12 protein-coding genes and 1 pseudogene are annotated in these 17477 nt (G+C 40.5%); 10 read left to right on the forward strand and 3 right to left on the reverse strand.

What is annotated here, in order from left to right; translation table 11 throughout:
* Positions 1 to 143: 143 nt before the first annotated feature.
* From M9194_RS21670 to M9194_RS07730, 4 genes are all read left to right on the forward strand, one after another.
* Positions 144 to 686, forward strand: a complete 543-nt coding sequence (locus M9194_RS21670) for an acyltransferase (protein WP_284676535.1) — start codon at positions 144 to 146, stop codon at positions 684 to 686.
* Positions 687 to 866: 180 nt separating this feature from the next.
* Positions 867 to 1373, forward strand: a complete 507-nt coding sequence (locus M9194_RS07720; protein ID WP_250612048.1) for a GNAT family N-acetyltransferase — start codon at positions 867 to 869, stop codon at positions 1371 to 1373.
* 934 nt (positions 1374 to 2307) lie between these two features.
* On the forward strand, positions 2308 to 3753 hold the full coding sequence (gene wbaP / locus M9194_RS07725) for an undecaprenyl-phosphate galactose phosphotransferase WbaP (protein WP_250612049.1): 1446 nt from the start codon (positions 2308 to 2310) through the stop codon (positions 3751 to 3753).
* A gap of 244 nt (positions 3754 to 3997) precedes the next feature.
* A complete protein-coding gene (locus M9194_RS07730; protein WP_250612050.1) occupies positions 3998 to 4309 on the forward strand; it encodes a hypothetical protein in 312 nt (103 codons plus the stop codon).
* A 156-nt stretch (positions 4310 to 4465) separates the two neighbouring features.
* Here M9194_RS07730 and M9194_RS07735 read toward each other — a convergent pair.
* Positions 4466 to 4720, reverse strand: a pseudogene (locus M9194_RS07735) (IS1-like element transposase); the annotation flags it as partial.
* A gap of 570 nt (positions 4721 to 5290) precedes the next feature.
* Positions 5291 to 6058: a hypothetical protein gene (locus tag M9194_RS07740; protein ID WP_250612051.1), complete on the reverse strand. Its 768-nt coding sequence runs from the start codon at positions 6056 to 6058 to the stop codon at positions 5291 to 5293.
* Between the two features lie 920 nt (positions 6059 to 6978).
* On the opposite strand from M9194_RS07740, the gene M9194_RS07745 reads away from it, so the two are divergent.
* The 4 genes from M9194_RS07745 to M9194_RS07760 all read left to right on the forward strand — a co-directional run bounded on the left by M9194_RS07745 (position 6979) and on the right by M9194_RS07760 (position 12569).
* The gene (locus tag M9194_RS07745) at positions 6979 to 7833 is read left to right on the forward strand and encodes a hypothetical protein (RefSeq protein ID WP_250612052.1); all 855 of its coding nucleotides are present in this window, start codon (positions 6979 to 6981) and stop codon (positions 7831 to 7833) included.
* A gap of 2 nt (positions 7834 to 7835) precedes the next feature.
* Positions 7836 to 8969, forward strand: a complete 1134-nt coding sequence (locus M9194_RS07750; protein WP_250612053.1) for a hypothetical protein — start codon at positions 7836 to 7838, stop codon at positions 8967 to 8969.
* Between the two features lie 13 nt (positions 8970 to 8982).
* The gene (locus M9194_RS07755; RefSeq protein ID WP_250612054.1) at positions 8983 to 11742 is read left to right on the forward strand and encodes a TcfC E-set like domain-containing protein; all 2760 of its coding nucleotides are present in this window, start codon (positions 8983 to 8985) and stop codon (positions 11740 to 11742) included.
* 113 nt (positions 11743 to 11855) lie between these two features.
* Positions 11856 to 12569 carry a hypothetical protein gene (locus M9194_RS07760; protein WP_250612055.1) on the forward strand — a complete coding sequence of 238 codons (714 nt, stop codon included), beginning with the start codon at positions 11856 to 11858 and terminating at the stop codon, positions 12567 to 12569.
* Positions 12570 to 12858: 289 nt separating this feature from the next.
* On the opposite strand, the gene M9194_RS07765 is transcribed toward M9194_RS07760, so the two are convergent.
* Entirely contained in the window at positions 12859 to 13377 is a 519-nt protein-coding gene (locus M9194_RS07765) for a hypothetical protein (RefSeq protein ID WP_348772035.1), read from the reverse strand.
* Between the two features lie 187 nt (positions 13378 to 13564).
* Here M9194_RS07765 and M9194_RS07770 point away from each other — a divergent pair, with 187 nt between their 5' ends.
* Together M9194_RS07770 and M9194_RS07775 are read left to right on the forward strand one after the other, a co-directional pair.
* Positions 13565 to 14014: an InvB/SpaK family type III secretion system chaperone gene (locus M9194_RS07770; RefSeq protein WP_250612056.1), complete on the forward strand. Its 450-nt coding sequence runs from the start codon at positions 13565 to 13567 to the stop codon at positions 14012 to 14014.
* A gap of 3 nt (positions 14015 to 14017) precedes the next feature.
* Complete coding sequence (locus M9194_RS07775; RefSeq protein WP_250612057.1) at positions 14018 to 17236, forward strand: hypothetical protein; 3219 nt, start codon at positions 14018 to 14020, stop codon at positions 17234 to 17236.
* Positions 17237 to 17477: the final 241 nt, after the last annotated feature.

Consider the following 17477-nt stretch of genomic DNA (forward strand, 5'->3'; position numbering starts at 1 on the left):
GTTATAACTCATAGTCCATATTGTTAATTCATTGTGATGGCGCTCCCGGTCTGTGAGATAATTAAATATGGATGTATATGAGTTGTCTCTAATTTTTCGTATGTATGTCCATAGTTCTTTTTATATAGTTATAAGCTGCTATCATGGTAGATAAGATGAGTGAAATGTATAGAAAAGTATGTAAGGTTTTATATTTTTTAGTTGCTAATAGGTTGCCCCATTCAGGTTCTTTTGGAGGTGGTGTTTCAAAAAGAATGAGGCAGTTTTTAATTAAACGTTTTGTTACTTTTTGCGGAGAAAATGTTAACCCGGAACCTAATGCTATCTTCAGTCGTAACTTATCAATAGGGCGAAATTCCGGAATAGGTCCTAATAGTCGAGTGTATGGTGATATTTCTATTGGAGAAGATGTGATGATGGGGCCTGATGTGGTTATCTTGACAAAGCATTACGAAACTAAAGATGTGACAAGGTCCATGATGTTTCAGGGCTTCAAGGAAGAACGACCAGTTGTTATCAAAGATGACGTTTGGATTGGTACACGAGCTATTATTATGCCCGGAGTTACTATTGGGCGTGGTTCGATAGTAGGTGCAGGGGCCGTCGTTACAAAAGATGTCCCAGAATACTCAATCGTGGGAGGCGTTCCAGCTAAAGTGATCGGCGATCGTCGTACTGAAGCTTGAGCAGTCCAGAGATCGGATAAATGGATAACGTAAAAAGTGGTAGCCGTTCAACAGAAGAGCTTTACTTTATCTTGAACGTATGTGCGGACGGTATTTCTTGAAATACCTGAAGCTTTAGCTGTGTGAGAGTTAAAGGCGGCTATTAGCCGCCTAATTAGCGTCATATGAATAAGGATGTTTATGATAAAAACCAAAAATTTAATACTTAGCCCTGTAAGTGATGAAGATTTAGATATTTATTCTCAAATATTAAGCTCTGATGAATTAACAAAATTCTTGCCTAAAGGCCGAGCATATACTGATGTTGAGATTCAATTGCATTTGAAAAATAGAATTGATCATTGGAATCATGGATTTGGTTCTTACGTCATAACCCTCAAAAGTGAGCCACAAACTAAAATAGGTTATGTCGGAGTCGAGTATTGCGAAAACCCAGAGTTTAGTGACGTCCGATATGCGTTAGTGCAAGGTTATCAGGGACAGGGATATGTATTTGAGGCTGCAAAAGCAGCCTTAGAGCAAACGTTTCGTGTAGGTAAGCACTTAAAAATTTATGGTGTTGCTTTTAAAGGAAATTTACCTTCGTTAGCGATAATTAGAAAACTAGGTATGATTTCTGAGTCTGAAATTAAGCCTTATGGTGATGTTGATAGTCTTGAAACATATTCGATAGAAAAATCCATATAACAAGCATTTAAGGTTCCAAAATACTTTTTCTAATCTTGTAGAAGTCATTTAGAGTAACCCTCCTAAGTGATTTTTTGTCCATAACCTTCTTAGAAAACGCGGTAATGACATTGTGATCACCAAGCAATTCTGTCGTACCTTAATTACCAAGCGACTTTGTCATTACAATAACTACCAAGGGAAGCTGGCATTAATTTTATGCAAAATCTCATTGTCACATAAAGTGAGCCAGAGATTTATGTTTGCGAGCCCATTGTCACTTAAAGTGAGTCCATTTGCAGCTAATGTGAGCCGAACAATAGACTCATTATCACTTAATTTGAGCCAGAAATTCTCGATGTAATCAAGTCGGTGTGGTTATGTTGTCACGCCCTTACAAGTAACAGTTATTTAAAATCAAAAAATTATTAAGACTGATTTTATAGTGTTTTCTTTGTTTACATTCTAGAGACATATATTTCATTAAAATAGTATATCTTTTACTTATTCATCCTTAGTGAAGTATTTACAAAACTTCATTAGCTAAATATCGAAAAAAGGACTTAGAAATAAACCTCCTTTAATACATCATTGGACGTTGATGTATTAAAGGGATAAAAATATGAGTAAAGAAAGTATGTCCAATGCATTGAATCTCCGTTTTAGGTATTACCCTCTTCTTATTTATCTGCTCCAATGCCAGCTTTTTCGGCTCCGTTATGACTCCGAGGCTATTAGTGGCCGAAAGTTAAGTCTCGTGCTGATAACGTATTGGTGAAACCAAAAAAGATATTTCGTCTTTTTCGTGAATGAAGTTCTTAATTAATGTTAGTGGCTTATATCAAGTCACACTGTCGATTATTTAATTTTTGTTAATCTTTAATGTACGGAGTAACATTATTTTTAAAGGTTTTCGGTTGGCTAAAATTAAGTATCTAACAAAGAGAGGATAATAATGCTGACTGATAGAGTAGAGCATTCAAGATTTATTAACCAATTCGGTTTAATGTTGGCTGATATTATTGGTTTTGTTCTTGCATTTTCCGTGACTCATGGAATCATGCTCGTTACTGATGCTGAGCATGCGATGACATATAATCGATGGCAAAATATGTTTCATGGCTATCAATGGTTTGTAAGCTCTTTTGGGCTAATGCTCCTTGGTATGGTAGTCTTTAGTCTGTATTTTCGCCATTATCGCTACCGGAAACCTTTCTGGAGTGAATTGAAACAAGTAATAATTACTATGCTCTCTATCGCTGTATTAAATTTAGTGTTGGTTTCATTGATAGATAAGAATATCAGCCATGATCGATGGACTATATTTTGGGGATTGGCGATAGTTTCTATACCTTTATCTCGTTCTTTAATGAAGCGTATATTAAGGTTTTTTGGACTTTGGCAATGGCCAACTTTCATCATTGGGTGTGGTCAAAATGCACGTGAAGCCTATCTAGCTATTGAAAGTGAAAAGAGGATGGGGTTTGATGTCATAGCATTTATTGCCCCTGATGAAGGTCACTATGAAAGCCCGATAAAAGGTGTACCGCTCTTGCGAATAGAGGCGGAAACCTTAACGAATATGAAGAACGCCCAGTTATTTATTGCGTTGGAGCACACTCAATATCAACTATGTGATTTTTGGCTTCGTAAACTAGCTAGCAACCAATTGCGAAATATTTCTCTCATACCTTCTTTACGTGGTATTCCTCTACATGGCACGGATATTTCTCATTTCTTCAGACATGAAGCATTAATCTTGCAAGTTCGAAATAACTTAACTCGCAGCTCTGCACAAGTGATGAAGCGAGGCTTTGACGTAGTTGTATCATTCTTATTATTAATTATTCTGTCTCCAATAATGCTATTTATTGGCTGGAAAGTGTCACGTGATGGTGGGGCACCCACTTATGGTCATGAGCGTATTGGACAGCATGGAGAAAAGTTCAAATGTTTGAAGTTTCGTTCAATGATTAGTAATTCTGAGGAAGTGTTACAAGAGCTATTGGATAGAGATCCAGAAGCTAGAGCCGAATGGGAGAAGGATTTCAAACTTAAAAATGATCCGCGGATTACCCCGATTGGGCATTTCATCCGTAAAACCAGTTTAGACGAACTTCCTCAGTTGTGGTGTGTTTTAAAAGGCGAAATGAGTTTAGTCGGACCTCGCCCAATTGTTCAGAAAGAACTAGAGCAATACTACGGTGAAAATTCTGACTATTACCTAATGGCAAAACCAGGAATGACAGGGCTATGGCAGGTTAGTGGCAGAAATGATGTTGATTATGATACCAGAATTTACTTGGATGGATGGTATGTAAAAAACTGGTCTATGTGGTATGACATAGCAATGCTGTTTAAAACGGTTGGTGTTGTATTGAGAAGTGATGGTGCTTATTGATTCATTTACTCTTTGAGTAAAACATAAACATTTATATGAGAATTGTTACTGGTGAACGTTATGAATAAATTAGTTTCAGTATATATACCAACACATAATCGTCTATAATAATTATTAAACAAAAAACTAATTGAAATTTTCTTAAATGTAAGTTTTGGAGTGTTCCTATCTTTTTTATTAATAAAATGACTATACCAAATATATTAATAATAGTTTTAATAATATTATTTAAGGTGAAGCTATCATGAGTATTATTTTATTAAAAATATTCCTAAAGAAAGAAAAAGTAAAATATAAAGAGAATTATAGCTTTAGATGTTATTCTAGCTGTAAGGTTGGAGTTGACTGCTCTCTGTATATTATGCCAAACAGTCAAGAGCAAGTTATAGAATTAATTCGGTTTTTAAAAACTAAAAAAATGAAATACAATATTGTTGGCGAAACTTCAAATCTTGTTTTTGTAGATGGTGTTACATATGGAGTTGTGATAACAACTAAATTACTTGATAAAGTCACAAAGAGGTGGAGCCCAATTTTCGCACATGACTTTAAGTGATTGATCTGTTTTGATAGTATCTACCGACTTTATCAATACGAAACCCATTGCGTTTAGTATATAAACCAGCCCTTTGTAGTAGACACCGGTAGGCTCCAACACAAAGACGATCATTGATTGCTGATAGATAGAAGGTTATTTGTCTCAGCTGTAGTTTCTTAGAGTGCGAAATACGGTATTATTCTCCACTTTCAGAACACGGTCAGTAACGCGTAACCCTGCACTATTCATGGCCATATCAACGATTTTTTCTCTTACACTAGGTTTCCAAGCTTCATAAGCATAATCGAGTTGAAACGTGCGTTTGCAATCGAGACAACGAAAACGTTGGTATCCGGTAGAACCCGTTCCATGCTTTCTTACAGGTTGAGTTTCCCCATAAAAACGGCAAGGTACTTCGATGATGGCCATGGCTACTTCTCTAATATTGAGTTGTATCATATATCAACGAGTTGGAGTCATGACCCTAAATTGAAGTAACCCCTTAATCATAGTTATTTCAATGGCGTAGATATAAGTGATAAAGTTAATATGACCTGTAAGACTTCCTACTACCAGTTGAATTTTTTGGAATATATATTGAGTAAATAAACCCTTTACCTTTGTGTGACATTCTCAGTATCGAATGAAGTTTATAATTTTTTAAATAAATTTTCAGATAAAGGTATATGTTTATGTCCTACCCTATTGCAATAAAAAAAGAATCATCTAGTGGTAACTACATAGTAGAGGCGCCAACTGCGGGACTTATATACACAGACCACCGTTCAAACAGTTACACAGAAGCATTAGAAAGGGCTAAACTCGAATTGAAAAAATATCTAATGTCTTCATATAAGCCGGTGAAGCTGGAGTCTATGTATAACGAAGTTAGCAACTATATTCATCTATCAAGATATATGAACTGCTACTGGTCCACCATTAGATTATAAATAGGTTAGGGACCAATGAATACCCACATTAATAGCCCTATATAAATCTTCAATTCCCATAATGTACGAACTCGATAATTTTGTTAAACGGCGCGCCACTGTAGCTCGCCCTTACGGCTATTTTAGTGTTAGTGCTTTTGTCATTTGGGTTAAAGGCTACTTTGTCCAAGTATAACTTTAAGTTTGGTGAATCAATATGTTTGGCAGCCTGATGGATAGTATAGATTGATCTCTTAGACGGAAGCATTACTGCAATATGGTCTACCGGTTCAGGAAGAGTAAGTTTGCAGTGATTACTTCCAGGTAAACTTCGCCAAGTTTTTAGCTTTTCTGGCGATATTATCAAGCTAATCATTCTCTGTAGTGTAAAACTAATATCTTGAGGTTGCTGATTATTTAATGACGATGCCTGAAATAGCTCAAGACCCGCCCTGTATTTGTTCTTTGTGAAATAAATACGACCAATTGTCACTCCTTTCACATTTGGATCGTGATACCGAAGTGACTTGACGACTTGTACTGATGGGAACACGAAATTACCGTCTTTTGTCACCCCTTTGCCTTGTGGGTAAAGATCATGAGTCAATCCCATAGATTCAGATTGCTCGCTTAGTAATTGAAGATAAAAGTTTAGTGGTCCAAATAACTCTCTACCTACGTGTTCAATGTTTGTAGACGATAACTTAATGTTAAAAGGAAGGTTTTTGATGAAAGCTGAGGCTATAGATGGATGTGTTGGGTAAAAAATGGCGTCCAAAGCCTGATCAATGTTTTTGAGATCAAGAGTAATCAGTCGCTTTACTAGATCTTTATCCATGACGCCTCTGGATTTAAAATAAGGGAGTATCATACTCTTAAATCTTTTGTCTTGACTGACCGGGTATTGATCTAAATGAAAGTGAGAGGCTGACTTAGGTGGCCAGTTTGAACTTTCAATAAGTCTAGCAAGTTGATATTCACATGTAGAATCCTCTTGGGCATAAGAGGGAATTGTAAATGATAAACACGCTGATGATATTAGGCCAGCAGCAAATCGTATGTACTTTGTCATTATCTTCCTCTTCATATTTTTATGGCGTCCATTTCTTATCAAATTCTCGTTGCTCTTCTAACATCTCAATGCGCCTCCTTATTTCCATAAATTTATGTTGTATTTTGACGCGCTTGATAGGTTTTGCTTTGCCGCTGGGATTCACAGCGAATCGCTTTGTCCTAGTGAGTGGGTAGGGCATATTGGTTTCCTAATTTCGTTCTAGATTAATATATCGATAAAGAAAAATTTAAATTGTCATATGAATGTCTAATTTTTTTATTGATTATTCAGTCGAAGTTAATTCAATAGGTGGAGGCGTGGAAATTTCATAGATACACCAAGATCCATGCTTTTTAATGGAGCCAATTTATCCTTGTGCTAACAACTTAAATATTAAATTCAATGAATTTAAAAACCAACAAATGATAACGAAGTGTAATCGACTATGTGATTGTATTTTATAATTAATTGTCACTATCGTTTCGAGTTTATGAAAGAGGGATATTTTACCGTAATTTTTTGTTTACATTCAAGAGACATTTTCGAATAAGAATTAACAATAATATCACTAACGAAAAGAACATGCTCAATAAATAGTTAGTTATACGTCAGCGATTAAATGCAACTAAAAGGAATTGGCAATAAACGACCCTAACGCAATTTGGAATATTGTTTAGTTTAGGGGTTCTTAGGTGTAAAGTTAAATGACCAATATATTGAAAACCCTTCTTAGGTTTTGCTCTCTTTTTTCTGTACTGTTTCCAATATCAGTATTCGCAGTTCCATTTTCTCATTGTGAACCTAGTGTATCAGTGAACGGTATGCTTGATTACTGGCACGTTGAAAAAGGGGCAGATACGATGGCCCCCCTAAGTAAAAAGGTGACTAACAACTCTTGCAAAGCAAGCTCGTATTATCTTGTTAAGGTGGCTCGAGTCACTGATCCACTCACTCAGCCAAAAGAGCACATACTGAATCCTAAAGAAATGTCCCAATCGGTTCTGGCTTACCCAGCAACGCTGGCCATTGGACCGCAGCGAACGGGTGAGACGAAATTAGTCCTGCCGAAAGGTCAGTCGGAGACATTACAGTTCTATCGGCTCATATTTAACCCTGTGCTACCTGAAAAGAAATACGGCTTTAACGTAGACAAAAAAGAGTTGAACAAAATCAAGAGTGAAACACGTATGGCACTCGCCATTTCAACCAATGTCGTCGTTGAACCACGTCATCCAGATTACACGTATAGTATCGAGCGAAAAAAGAACACGAATCAAATCCAAATCGACTATCGCGGCAATGCCCTCCTACAAGTGAGTGTCTATGGTCAATGTCAGGCAGAAAAATCATCGTCTAAATCTAACAAAAACATCACCGTGATCCCTTGCAGTGGTAAATCCAGTTCTTTCTCATCCAGAATTTATACCGCTGATGTTGATAAGAAAAACAAAGGAGTAAAAGTCTTTGACTTGAGCCAGTTTAAAGGAAAAGTCAACGTTCATATCAAAAAAGGCGCCAAGTCAGATAACCATACCTTCAACATTTCGGAGCAGAAGTAAACATGAGCCGAGCAACGTATCTTATTGTCATGGGACTCTCTTTCTTAGGGAGTCTGTCATTCCCAGTTCAGGCGAAGTCTTTCCCGATGGTGAGTCTGCAAAGCCCAACGACGTTGACACTGAATGCACAGGCTGAAAAGCTGAATCGAGTCTCAGGTGGCAACGCCAGAATGCTGAATAAGAATGAACAAGCTTTGGTCCCAAGTCATTTTATTGCTTGGGCAGAGAGTCCTACGCAAAACGTTGTCGTTGACCATTCAAACCGTTCATCGATCACCCACTCAATGATGTCGGTTACATCATCTTCTGCGCGAGTGAATTTCCGTTATGGAGCTCAGCAAAAACAAGCCAACATTGCGTTACTAGGGTACTTGGTTGAAGTGACATCTAATGCTTCAAATAAACTCGCTCGCCTTCAAGCAAGCTCGAACTGCATAGTATGGCAAGGGACGTCGGGTAACCACAAACAACTGCTAATAAAAAGTGCGTGCTCTGCACAAAATACCTTAGTGGGAGGTACTGGGGATTGGAAAGCCACCATCAAAACACTTTATTACGGCATGAATGTTAGTGAGCTTAAAAAACTTAAAGGTGGGGTATGGCGTGTCTCTCAACCTGTATCTTTCGCTTTTAAAACCCCGTCAAAACAAATAAGTATTGCGTTAAGTCCGGGCAACTTATCTATTGATATCCCCGTTTCCAGCACGCTTGAAATTCTTAATCATTCAGAGGTGATTCTAGCAGCCGTAACAGACAGTCGTAGTGCGTCTAAGGATTATGTCAGCTCACCCAATAATGATGTGTCGTTAAAGTTTTCGACCAATCAGTCCATTACGGGTGTGAACTACCAGTTGTCGTGTGGTTCGACAATCAATGATAAAGATCTGTCGACTTGCGCGATTAAAAATACAGAATCTGGGACAAAAAACGCTCTTCATATTCTTTTTACACCATGTGAAAGCGAGTACCGCTGTATACAGACACCAAAAACTCTGACAAGGAGCGCGCCTCTTCATATTCAGAACACTGAAGGGACACAATATAGCAAGCTTCATGTGATAGCCCCAGGGCTAGGCCGACAAGTACCAGGGACGTATACCGGCATTATCACGATAACAGCAACAACGACTTATTAAACAGGGTGATGAGATGAAACGGGTTGTTGTTGGCATATTGATTCTTTTGTTTGCATTGGTTTTTCTCAATGTGGCGAACGACTACGTCTCGAATAAAGAGACGAGGTCTCTCGATGTAATGACGTCTAAAGCGATACTGAGTCAGCAGCCTGACTCAACGTCACCTGCGGCGAACTCGAAGTCTATACAACATCTCACCACGTCTCATCAACACCTAGCCAGTGTGCCGGTCATTGAACGCCAAGTACGCTCGCAGAAGTTGACTAGGTCACCGCATAACGACTCTCGTGTAACGACATTGCACAGCGACTCCGTTGCAAAAGCTGAGCCGCTCCCCAAATCTCAACCTGTGATGCCCAATTTAGAACAAACATCACCTCACGCTCAGACAAACAACGCCTCTTTCAAGCAATCTACTGGCCTGGATTGGTCGTCCATTCCGGGTCCGTTTGTCCAACAGTTTAAAGAGCAAGGGATCCCCGTTGATGCTTACTATAAAAAAAATGCGTTGGGGCATTATAAGTTGCTCATTAGCGACTCAGGCAAGATGGTGATCGCCAAGCCCGAACGGCTACTCAAAAAATTGCCGTTAACCTCGGCCGCACATCACTATTTACAAAGCTTGTTGACTCATGGTTTTCCAGTGAATCAAGCGATTGATTGCTCGCCATCACTGAGAAAAAGTAAGCTATGTGAAAACAAATCACAGATTTTTTTAGCGAATCTCGATTTAACGTCACTCACTCTAAAATTGGAGTTGGGTCATGCCTTGTTTAGAACGCAGTCAAAAGAAGGCCGTGCGTACCTACCCAATACAACACAACGATACGTATCCTCTGTACTGGATTATGATTTAAACTTTTCCAAAAATTATAATGTCAATCAGAGCCAGGCAGCGTCGCTTAACCTGCATAATGTGACTGGGTTTGGTCAGACACACCTCACCACGGATGCTTACCTTGGGAACGTATCATCGTTCGATAACTTAACGCTTGCGCATGATTTTAAAAAGCACGCTGCCAGTGTTGGCTATCAAAACAGCTCACATGGATTTGGTAATGCTAACACTGGATCCGCCTACGGCTATTCTGGTTCAGCGGTGGTGGCCTCTTGGTATTCAAGCAATAACTTGCTGATTGATAAGCCTCAAAGTGCGCTGACCCCGATTACTTTGTTTGTTTCGCAACGCTCTCAAGTGCGGGTTTATCGGAATAATCGTTTACTCAGCGTGCAACAATTTGCGATGGGGATGAACCAAGTCGATACTCGTCGTTTTCCTGGCGGAAATTATCCGGTAAAAATTGATATTTACCAAGGCAATCAGTTGGTGAAAAGTCTCACCAGAATGGTCAATAAGCCGTTTGATATCTCAGCGTTAGATCCAGACAGTGGTTGGGCGTATTCCTTTTGGGCAGGTTCAGCGAACACCGAGGAAAGTGCTTCTTTCAATCAACCGTACTTAGGATTTGCACTGCGTAAGGTCATCAATCCGCACGTGTTTTCGGGCCTAAGCGCATATTCGATTGGTTCTCTTGGGGTTGTCGAGCTCGACAACCAGTTGATACTTCCAAAGGGTGTGACTGGCAACGTGAATATGGCGAGTGATACTCGTCACGGCTCAGCGCTTAGCATGGCATTAAATAAAAGTTTCCCTGGCTATGGCAGTGTGGCACTCAGTTATAACCGGACCAATCGAAGTCAAGACAGTGAGTTCTCTCCCTTTCAATCTTCGTCCAGTAGTCTTAATGTCAGTGGCTCAGTGTCTTTAGGTGTGTTTGGGTCACTCAATGCTGGGGCTGATTTCAGTTTATCTAACCATACTGCCTCGTATAATGCAGGGTACAACACCACCTTGTATCAAAAAAATGGGTTATCTATCAATGGCGCACTGATGGCCAATAAAACGGTGGATAACACATCCTCACAGAGCTCAAATATCGATTATACGGCCTCGGTGACACTGAATTACACCTTTGACAATAGTGATTCTGTGAATTTAAGTGCTGCTCGTGGGGCTGAAAACCAGATGAGCTACAACGGCAACTATCACCATAGCTTTTTTAAAGATAGCCCATTTAATGATGTAACGGCTGGATTTAGTTCTTACAACGATTCTCGTCAAACGTATGGCACTTTAACGATGAACCATCCGGCCATCACGGGCGCTTTCTATGGAAATGCCACCCAAGATGCGACTACTCATGCAATCAGTCACTCTTTAGGAGGGTCACTTCATGGCGCGATGGCATTAACATCGTCTGGGTTGGCTCTGAATGGGAAAAAAGGGGACAGCGGCTTGATGGTCAATATGGACATCCCAGATAACCAAAAGATGAACTTGAATATTAATGACACCTCCTATCAGGTTCACGCCGGGCAAAACTATATTCCGCTGAGTAACTATGAGAGCTACCGTGCGTACCTTTTGTCTGGGGCTAAATCCGATTCATTTTATTGGACGAATAAAGAAGAAGATTTCACGTTGTTCCCTGGCAATATTTACAGCGCTCAGTGGAAAGCAGTGCCAGTCGTTCATGTTCTGGGGCAGCTGATGCAAGGTGAAAAGCCTGCGGCTCAAGCCAAGGTGGACAATCATCTAGCGCCCACCTACACCGATGCGCAGGGTTTCTTTATGACCAGTTTGGATAAAAATAAGCCCACACTCACCTTTACGCTCAGTGACGGTACAACGTGTCACTATCGGGCTAAGAAAGAAGAATTACAGAAAATGAACAATGGTAATTGGCTTGGGACGATTCAGTGTGCGCCATAAGGTCTCGTTCTAGGCACATAGGGAGCTCTTATTCAATACCAGAAGATATGTTGTGGTTAAAGGTAAGAGAGAGCTAAGGATAAATTAAACTTTACAATATAGGTAAATACATTATGAAAAAGAAACTTTTAACATCTTTGGTTGCATTGGCAACAATCGGAGCTTGCGGGGCAGCTAACGCTTCTACTACTGCCGGCCCGGTTGAGGCAAATTTTAAAGTTGAAGCAACTGTGGGTGACGTTCAGCCATCAGTGGATCTTGCGATATGGAGCAAGCAATCCGGGAGTCAAGTACAAGGTACTACAGTGGATGCAACTTTCGACGATAATGTTGTGGCAGGTAACGGTTCGGAACATTGGGGCTTTAATTTATCGGCTACTTATTCACCAGCGCCACGTTTTGATAGCTTAGCCAAACAATATGCAGTAGAGGTCACTCCACATCATGCTCATATTTCAGAAATTCATTTAGAAACTACAGAAAAATTGCTTAAAGACGCAGCAGGTGATGAGGTTGCTGGTAGTACAGCTAGGATGTGGTTACCGGGCACCAACGGAATCATACCGGGTCCTATTAATGATCCGACTGTAGCTTATAGTTGGGGTGGGACGATGGAGAGGGGAGCTCCTTTAACTCAAAGTTACGACGTTGATGCTAATGGTATTCAGTACCAAAACGGCGAGTCTTTGTACCTCCCTGTTTCTATCGTTGCTTGGATGCCAGTTGGCGATTATAGCTCTGCCTTGGCGACTTCGCAGAGTAACGGTAGTCCTGTAGATGTAAGCCCTGATCAGCCTATAACCCTCACTGTTACAGTGGATTACTAGAACCGAAGAAACAAAAGAAACAAAAAGGGAAAACAAAAAACAAAAAGGACATACACCACAAACAAAGAGGCAAATCATAATCATGTTTTGTCTCTTTTTTAATGTTTATTAATACAATGATGTTGTTCTGGATTACTTTTATTCGTCAACATTGGGGTAGAGAATAAAAATATCGTAGCAGCGCATGAAACTAGCCAACCGATGGTGCTTTTAAGGTGTATCCGTTTGGACTAGCTATCTAGAGACAGAGCATGAACTCGCTGTCGGTGGGTCTGTTGTTTAAAATGTATTAGGTTTGGTTTACAACCGATAAAACTGGTTTTGTGTTTTTCCCTTCTCGATATTGTCTTGCACTCCAGTCCACGAGCTCTAGGTAATCGAGTAAACGAAAAGGCAGCCCTTTACTGAGTTCATTGGTTAGGTTGCCGATAAATACGGTCAGTCCATGGTGTACTTTGCTGAGTGTTGGTGATGTGTTTTTGAGAGAGCGAATTCGGTTTTGTATGGACGTATGGCTTGAGGTTTCGGGTGCTTTGCTCACTCCCGCTCGCACCGGGTTTAAGTCGACATAAGCCATGGCGAGTAATGCTTGTTCATCGAGCAAGGCTTGGCTTTTAAAACGGCTTTCCCAAAAATGCCCTTTGCAGTTATCTTCTTTATTGGCTCGGCAGGCGATGTCATAGTTGAGCTCTTTCATAAACCAACTTAGGTTACACAGCCTTTCTCGCCATTGTTCGATTAACGCATCTATAGCGTCGGATTCCGCTTTACTTAGGAGTGAATGGCTAATCCAATGCTGAACGAGCATAGGTAGGTGGTGGTGCTTGCCCCACCGTACAACGACTATTGAACGAGAGTTTTACATGTAGTTCAACAGGTTGGCGTTACCTCCCAATTATGAGCAATGATATATAAGTTTACGTTAATGCGACAGAAGCTATATATAAGCAGGTTTTAATTGGAATAGGTCACATTTCAACACACGAGATAACCCTATGCCAACTCCAATTAATCCTATGAACTCACAACCCATTCAACACCAAGAGCTGGATATATTGATCAGTCACTTATTGGAGAGCATCGGATTATCATCGGCAACACTGTCGGGTTTGCACGCCGAAAATACATTAGCTATCCAGATTCAGGGATTACCTGATGTCATGCTATCTCGGATGAATAGCGGCCTGTGGTTTTGGAGCCAATTACGTGAACTGACCGACTCCAGACTGATGGATTATGCCGCTTCGGTACTTTCTGTGATCATCTCCCCGATAGAAGGCGTCGAAGGTGGCCAAGTCACTTTGGGCTTGGGCGACAACGGGTACGAACTCAAAGCTCTGGTCAGTTCACAAATGTTAATTGAGGAAAGTGGCTTAGAGGCTGTTTTCCGAGGATTTGCTAACACGCTTGCTTTACTTCAACATGAACTTCAATTGGGAGGCTAAGTTATGCCCGAAATTCAACCTAATCATGTGGTTGCCACCTCATCTAGTACTTCTGTCAGTTGCTCATCAGAAGCACAATATGGTGAAGTAACAGGCGTAACCACGAGCAACTTGAGTATCTCATCTCCACGATCTAAGCAAGGTGCCATCTACGCTCCTTTTGCTGCAGAAGATATTATTACTCAGGCTCTGGGGAGAAATTTGCCGAGAGTGAGTAAGGGTAAAGAACTCTATCCGTTAATCAGTCGTAGTGATCAAGATAAAGCGTTGCTTGAACAACATAGACACGAACAGATTCTTGACTTATCAAAAGGCATTCAATCTTCTGATGATAAAATTAATAAGCTCGTACAAACAACGGGGCTAACACGTGATGAAATTAGACAATTGATAGGACCAGAGCTATTTGGTCAAGGAATAAACGCCGTTCTCCGACTCAAACAGCAAGTCGATGTGCTCAAGCGGCTCGATATACAAAGTAATGAAGGCCAACAGCAGTTGTCTAAATTACAAGCGGGTAAAGATAAGTTATACATTGTCGGCCATGGTGGGGCCGGAAAGAATGTACTTGCTGCTGACCAAGCATGTTCCCAAGGCATGGTAACAGCTGGGGATCTTGCTAATCAATTACGCGAAGGAGGGCTTCCAAAATCATTCGATGATATTCGTGTAACAGCTTGCTTTAGCGCAGATTCCAAGTCCCCTGAATCGTTTCATCCTAGGGATCTTCAAAGAGCAGCACTGCCCACCACTCAAGGAACGGGGTTCTTAGGGTTGTTCGGGCCAAAAGAAGTGAAAGGTGAGCCCTTTGCTCAATCTTTGAGTAACAAGCTGAAAAGTGAAGGCTTTGAACAGCCAGACGTAACAGGATACCATGGTGCTGGGGTTAGCTTGTCACAAGAGCATCAGCATCGCCGCATTCCGAAGTCTAAAGAACAAGACGCTCGCTCTTCGACTGTCAAACAACATTTCTACCCCAACCGATTCCCCCTCCTTCAACCCTCCATCAAAAACGGCCACCAACCAGCTGAATTGATACCGGAAACCAGTCACGATAATAATGTGCCATCAAAAAGCTTATCTCCGGAAACTAAAACTTCATCAATTTCAGAACCTAATTCAAGCACTAAGTCAGAAACTATTCCTGTAAATTCTAAATCAGCGGAAAGCTCTTCAGCTAATCCTTCTATATCACAGGTAAAGAGCAGCTCATCGGAAACACAGCATTCCACTTCTGTAATAAGTGGTTTTAATATGGCAGGAACGACTTCTCCTGTTGAGGAGAAACCTCAGAAAGAAGCAGGCAAAAATATAACCAACTCATTACTTGGAGAGTATAGATTTGGGAAATATGCTCCATCAGAACCTATTCCTCAAGGAGCACAAGTAAAATATACTGAACTGTATACAACTAATGAAGTGGTTAAAGAACAAGCCAAGCACTCTTCAAGAACACATGCCACTAGTCGAGATCCAAACCGAAGAGATATCGTTGATTTGCTAAAAGGTACTCAGCAAGCGGACGCTCAGCTTCAAGATGTACGAGATGCGAAAGTAGGGCTTACAGGTATACTAGAAAAACGATCAGCTAAGAAAGAAGCGAAGCAAGAGGTTAGAGAAGCTCAACAAAGGCAAGGGAAATGGGAGCGGGCCTATACCGAGAAATACCGAGAAGAAATTGCCCCTCATGAAAAACGAATGGAATCTGCGATCAGGCAAGTGATGGATGAACATGGTGCCCCTATTGCTGAGAAAGAGCGTAAAGCTAAGCAAAATGCAAACTCATTACTAGAAGACCTTGGTTATGGCACCTACTCCCCATCAGAAGCTGTACCTCCAGAAGCACAAGAGTTATTTAGTCGGTTATATGAAGAGAACGAGGTTGTCGAAAAACGAGCGCATCAATCTGCTAGAGCTTCTGCGATAAGAGCAGATAAGAGCAATATTGACATAGATAAGATAAGGGAAGACGTTAAGCGAGCAACTGCAAACATTGAAGCAGCAAAGGGCAAAAACGATAGCGAAGAAAAGAAAGGAGTTAAGAAAGAACTTCGTGAAGCCCAAGTTAGAGAGTCTAATTGGAATGGTAGATATACAGAGGAATATGAAACTAACATAGCCACTCATAAAAAAAGAATGGACTCTGAGCTCAAGAAGGTGATGGCTAAGTATGGTCCTCCTGAAGCCGAAATAAACCGTGTCTCCAGAAAGTTGGAGGAAGCGATTGCTAAGGGACAAAAAAATGTCAAGTACTACACAAACCCAACAACAGGAGAGATTCGACTCGGAGGTTATAATGGCGCAGATACAGAGATAAAAGGTAAAGTTGAGGATGTCCTAAGAGCAAACCCCCACTATCCGTATGCTAAAGAGGCCCGAGAGGCGGTTTCTTCAGTGAGTAACAGTTTGTATAGTGCATCAGAGGCAAATCTTTCTCAATATCATAGAGATAAAGCGAGACAAGAAGGTGAGGCTTATTACCAAAACCAGCAAGCAATGACGGCGGCAAGGCGTCAAGCTGATGATGAGGCTTACAAAGCAAGAAATGAAGCCGACTATCAACAAAGAAAAGCGATAAAAGAATATGAGCTGGCAGCCAGTATAGCCAAACAAGAATATGATGCGGCAGTGAGAGAATACCAGAAAGCTGAGAAAGCATCGCAATCACAGGAGGCTCAGAAAGTACCTCACTCACAAGAGTCTAGAGAAGTATCATCATCCCAGGGATCTCAAAAAGTACCACCATTACAAGAGACTCAGAAAGCTTCACGCCCTCCTTTAGATGTGAAAAGTTTGGAGGCTCAAAAAGCTAACTTACAGCAACAAATAGATAATATTAATGCCATAAGGGAAAAAGTGTCAGATGCAGTAAGAGAAAAATTAGATAACATGGTGATGGCTCTTGAGACCCAGCACTCTAATGCAACAGTACTTCAAGCTTTAGTCGTATCACATGGCGCATTAGCTGCTAAGAATATGGAAAATATAAGAGCGATGGAAAGTTTCAACCGCCACAGCCCAACCTTCCAATACGATATGACTAAGTTCGATACTAGTGATGGTACCGCCAAATTAGTTACTCCTCCGCACATAGCCGAAGCTTCAACTAGCAATACTGCCCGAAATCCTGGCTTGAAGTTACCTGAGGCTCCCAATATGGACGCTGGAGATAGAATTAAAAGTGGTGCAAGGAGTAAAGTAAAAGCAAAAATACCTTCATAAAAGGTGTGATTGGGGACGGTAAGACGCCACTTCTCTGGATACTTCATAGTTATGTAATTTAACTTGAGCAGAAAAATAGTATTTATTTCCCCATCAGTGATACAGGCGCTAGTAACAATATCATTAATATAAGATGATGAATTTATTACGTAGGTGATAATAGCTAACATTGATATCAGTACTAGCTTCCTTTTCATATTTCCAACCACACCTCCAAACATAATTTTTAATGATAAAACTC

The organism is Vibrio sinus, assembly GCF_023634645.1.
In the GTDB taxonomy this organism is placed as follows: domain Bacteria; phylum Pseudomonadota; class Gammaproteobacteria; order Enterobacterales; family Vibrionaceae; genus Vibrio; species Vibrio sinus.

What these genes read in the sequence shown, in the direction of transcription:
- M9194_RS21670 (WP_284676535.1), top strand. Translation starts at nt 144, where the DNA reads ATGGTAGATAAGATGAGTGAAATGTATAGAAAAGTATGTAAGGTTTTA.
- M9194_RS07765 (WP_348772035.1), bottom strand. Translation starts at nt 13,377, where the DNA reads ATGCTCGTTCAGCATTGGATTAGCCATTCACTCCTAAGTAAAGCGGAA.
- M9194_RS07760 (WP_250612055.1), top strand. Translation starts at nt 11,856, where the DNA reads ATGAAAAAGAAACTTTTAACATCTTTGGTTGCATTGGCAACAATCGGA.
- M9194_RS07775 (WP_250612057.1), top strand. Translation starts at nt 14,018, where the DNA reads ATGCCCGAAATTCAACCTAATCATGTGGTTGCCACCTCATCTAGTACT.
- wbaP (WP_250612049.1), top strand. Translation starts at nt 2,308, where the DNA reads ATGCTGACTGATAGAGTAGAGCATTCAAGATTTATTAACCAATTCGGT.
- M9194_RS07755 (WP_250612054.1), top strand. Translation starts at nt 8,983, where the DNA reads ATGAAACGGGTTGTTGTTGGCATATTGATTCTTTTGTTTGCATTGGTT.
- M9194_RS07770 (WP_250612056.1), top strand. Translation starts at nt 13,565, where the DNA reads ATGCCAACTCCAATTAATCCTATGAACTCACAACCCATTCAACACCAA.
- M9194_RS07740 (WP_250612051.1), bottom strand. Translation starts at nt 6,058, where the DNA reads ATGGATAAAGATCTAGTAAAGCGACTGATTACTCTTGATCTCAAAAAC.
- M9194_RS07750 (WP_250612053.1), top strand. Translation starts at nt 7,836, where the DNA reads ATGAGCCGAGCAACGTATCTTATTGTCATGGGACTCTCTTTCTTAGGG.
- M9194_RS07720 (WP_250612048.1), top strand. Translation starts at nt 867, where the DNA reads ATGATAAAAACCAAAAATTTAATACTTAGCCCTGTAAGTGATGAAGAT.
- M9194_RS07730 (WP_250612050.1), top strand. Translation starts at nt 3,998, where the DNA reads ATGAGTATTATTTTATTAAAAATATTCCTAAAGAAAGAAAAAGTAAAA.
- M9194_RS07745 (WP_250612052.1), top strand. Translation starts at nt 6,979, where the DNA reads ATGACCAATATATTGAAAACCCTTCTTAGGTTTTGCTCTCTTTTTTCT.